The organism is Micrococcus sp. HMSC31B01 (assembly GCF_001816085.1).
In the GTDB taxonomy this organism is placed as follows: Bacteria; Actinomycetota; Actinomycetes; order Actinomycetales; family Micrococcaceae; genus Micrococcus; species Micrococcus luteus.
The window spans coordinates 1-3,559 of record NZ_KV825253.1 but is presented as its reverse complement, the minus strand read 5'-3'; the positions used below and the strand labels follow the sequence as shown (position 1 = coordinate 3,559).

Genomic DNA, 3,559 nt, shown 5'->3' with positions numbered 1-3,559 from the left:
CGGCGCCGGCCCCCGGCGGGCCCGAGGCGTCGGCCCGGCCCACTCCGGAGGCGGACACCGCGCCCACCGGCCTGGACCGCTCCTACGGCGTGACCCTGCCCCCGGAGGAGGTCGCCAAGCTCATCGAGGCGCGCGGCGGCCACCCGCCCCGGCCCCAGGACGAACCGCGCGGCTGAGCCCCGTCAGAGGGACCAGGACTCGAGTCGCCGGAGCATGTCGCGCTTCTTGCTCGCATGACCGTGCATCCGGCCCAGGATGTCGCCGAGGACGGTGACGGCGCGGTCGATGTACGGGCCCTTGTTCAGCATCGCGGCCTCGGCCCGCTGCGCCATCGCGGCGTCCGTGATCTCCGCCCGTGAGGGCAGGCCGGTCTTGGCGAGGGACTCGAGGACCTGGGTGGCCCAGATCGCGGGCACGTGCGCGGCCTCGCACAGCCACAGGATCTCCTCCTGCAGCTCGGCCATGCGTGCGAAGCCGGCCTCCACCGCCAGGTCGCCCCGGGCGATCATCACCCCGACGTCCCGCCAGCGCATCGCCTCGAGCAGCATCCGCGGCAGCTGCCGGAAGGCCTCCACCGTCTCGATCTTCAGCGTGATGTCCACGTCCGGTGCGTCCTCGGCCTCGAGCGCGTCGATCAGCTGGGCCACGTCCTCGGCCGAGCGGACGAAGGACATGTTCACCATGTCCGCGTGGCGGGCCGCGAACGGGATGTGGGCGAGGTCCTCGTCCGTGAGGGCCGGGATGGCCAGGTGCGTGTCCGGGAAGTTCACGCCCTTCTCCGCCTTGAGCTTCGCCCCGCGAGGGCCGGCCTGGGTCACCTCGAGGGTGATCTCGTCGGCGGACACCGCTGTGATCCGCGCGCCGATCCGTCCGTCGTCGAGGGAGACCCGGTCGCCGACCGCCGCATCCGCGAACGCCTGCGCCAGGGTGAGGCCGATCCGGTAGGGCGGCGTGTCGACCGCGGGGACCGGCTCGAGCGAGCGGGCCAGCACGATCTCCTCGCCCTCGTGCACGCGCATGGACTGCTCGAGCGGGGGCAGCGGCCCGACCTCGAGCGGCCCGTGCGGCGTCGTCAGCGCCGTGCCCGTCGCCCAGTAGACCGTCTTCTCCGCCCGCACGAGCACGCCCTCGCCGTCCACCTGCTCGACCTCGAGCCTGCGGTGAGCGCCACGCGCGTCGGTCAGCTCGATCTCGTCGCCGCGCTGCAGGACCGCCAGGGTCGTCCCCTCCGGGTCCGCGAGCGGCACGACGACGGCGCCGTCCGGCCGGTCCGCTGTGGCCACGGCGTCGTGGGGCCCGGCGGCGAGCCACACGCGGGAGGGCTCGGTGACGATCCCGGAGGGGTCCCGGGCGGGCTTCACCTTCACGACGCGCGGTCCCGGCTCGATGGGGCCGGTGCGCACCTTCGGCCCGGCCAGGTCCATCGCGACCAGGGGTGCGGGCCGGCCCGCACCGGCACACCGGCGGACCGCCGCGATCATGGCGGCCCACGCCTGCTCGTCGTCGTGGGCGCAGTTCACGCGCGCCAGGTCCATGCCGGCCTCGGCGATCCGGGCCACGAGCTCTGGGTCCGTGGCGGCCTCGGAGGGCATGGTCACCATGATGCGCGCGTCCCGGTCGCCGCGGGCCGGACCGAGCAGGCTCGCCGCGTTGCGGGCGAGGATGGCGCGGCCCTCGGCGGAGGTCAGGGCGTCGTCCTCGGGCGCGGGGGCGGGGTCGCCGTCGAGCGCGCGGGCGGCGGCCAGCACCGCGTCCACGTGGCCCAGCACGCCGGCCTCCATGCGGCCCAGAGAGGACAGTCCGGCGTCGCTCAGCGCCTCCTGCAGGGGCCGCAGGTCGGTGCCGCGCAGGGCGACGTAGTGCACGAGGTTCCGGGCCGAGGCCCGGTGGCGCTCCCGGACGCGGGAGATGAGGTCGGCGTGCTCCGCCTCGGCGGAGAGGAGGCGGTCGCGGAGGGCGGTGAGCTCGGTGGTCAGGTCGATACCCATGGTCCGAACCCTAGGGGCGCCCTCCGCGCCGGATCACGCCTGGAGCCGCGCCATCCAGGCCTCGATCTCGTCCGGGGTGCGGGGGAGGACCGCGGAGAGGTTCTCGGCCCCGTCCTCGGTCACGAGGATGTCGTCCTCGATGCGCACGCCGATGCCGCGGTACTCCTCGGGGACGGCCAGGTCCTCCTCCTTGAAGTACAGACCCGGCTCGATCGTGAAGACCATGCCCGGCTCGAGCACGCCGTCCAGGTAGAGCTCCCGCTTGGCCTGCGCGCAGTCGTGCACGTCGAGGCCGAGGTGGTGCGAGGTGCCGTGGGGCATCCAGCGCCGGTGGTGCTGGCCCTCGTCCGAGAGCGCGACCTCGGCCGAGACCGGCAGCAGGCCCCAGCCGTCGAGGCGGTCGACGAGCACCCGCATGGCCTCGGCGTGGAGCTCGCGGAACCGGATGCCGGGGCGCACGATCGCGAAGGCGGCGTCCGCGGCGTCGAGGACCGCATGGTAGATGCGGCGCTGCACGTCCGTGAACGTGCCGGACACGGGCAGGGTGCGGGTGATGTCCGCGGTGTAGAGGGAGTCGTCCTCGACGCCGGCGTCGAGCAGCAGCAGCTCACCCGGGCGCACGGCGCCCGTGTTGCGGATCCAGTGCAGGATCGTGGCGTTGTTGCCGGAGGCCGCGATCGTGTCGTAGCCCAGGTCGTTGCCCTCGAGGCGGGCGCGGGCGAAGAAGGCGCCCTCGACCACGCGCTCGCCGCGGTCGTGGCCCACGGCGCGCGGCAGGGCCCGCACGACGTCCTCGAAGCCCGCGATCGTGGCGGCCACCGAGGCGCGCATCCGCTCGATCTCCCACGCGTCCTTGACCAGGCGCAGCTCGGAGAGGAACTCGGCGGTCTGGGCGTCGGCCTCGGCCGCGGCGGCCAGGTCCACGCCGGCCTCGGTCCGGACGGCGGCCAGCAGGGCGTCCACGTCCTGGTCGGTCTCGGCCAGCAGCCGCACCGCGGTGCCGTCCGCGGCCACGTTCTTGGTGACGGCGGACTCGAGCTCCTCGAGCCCCGCCGTGCGCAGACCCGTGCGGGCGGCCAGGCCGGCCAGGGTCGGACGGGGGCCGATCCAGAACTCGCCCGAGCGCGAGTCCGCGTAGAACTGCTCGGTGTCCCGGCCGGCCAGGGGACGGAAGTACAGGGTGGCGGTGTGGTCCGTGCCGTCGTCGCCGGCGCCCGGGTCCGTGGGCTCGAGCACGAGCACGGCGTCTGGCTCGTGGTCCACGCCGAGGCCCGTCAGGTGGGCGAACGCGGAGTGCGCGCGGAAGCGGTAGTCGGTGTCGTTCGAGCGGACCTTGAGGCGGCCGGCCGGCACCACGATCCGCTCGCCCGGGAAGCGCGCGGACACGGCGGCCCGCCGCCGGGCGGCGTACGGGGCCGCGGCGTCGGCGTCGGGCAGGGCGTCCGACGACGGCGCCCAGTCGGAGGCCATGAAGTCGCGGAAGGCGTTCGAGGCGGGGCGCTGCGAGCGGTTGTCGACGCCCTCGGCTCCGCGGCGCAGGGCGAAGCGCACGTCGTTGAGGTAGCTGGGGG

General features: G+C 74.8%; 2 protein-coding genes. Both read right to left on the bottom strand.

Going from position 1 to position 3,559, the window contains the following annotated elements; genetic code table 11:
• Positions 1 to 182 precede the first annotated feature (182 nt).
• On the bottom strand, positions 183 to 1,988 hold the full coding sequence (locus HMPREF3105_RS09145) for a pyruvate kinase (RefSeq protein ID WP_070709305.1): 1,806 nt from the start codon (positions 1,986 to 1,988) through the stop codon (positions 183 to 185).
• 33 nt (positions 1,989 to 2,021) lie between these two features.
• Positions 2,022 to 3,539: an aminopeptidase P family protein gene (locus tag HMPREF3105_RS09140; RefSeq protein WP_070709307.1), complete on the bottom strand. Its 1,518-nt coding sequence runs from the start codon at positions 3,537 to 3,539 to the stop codon at positions 2,022 to 2,024.
• Between the last annotated feature and the right edge of the window lie 20 nt (positions 3,540 to 3,559).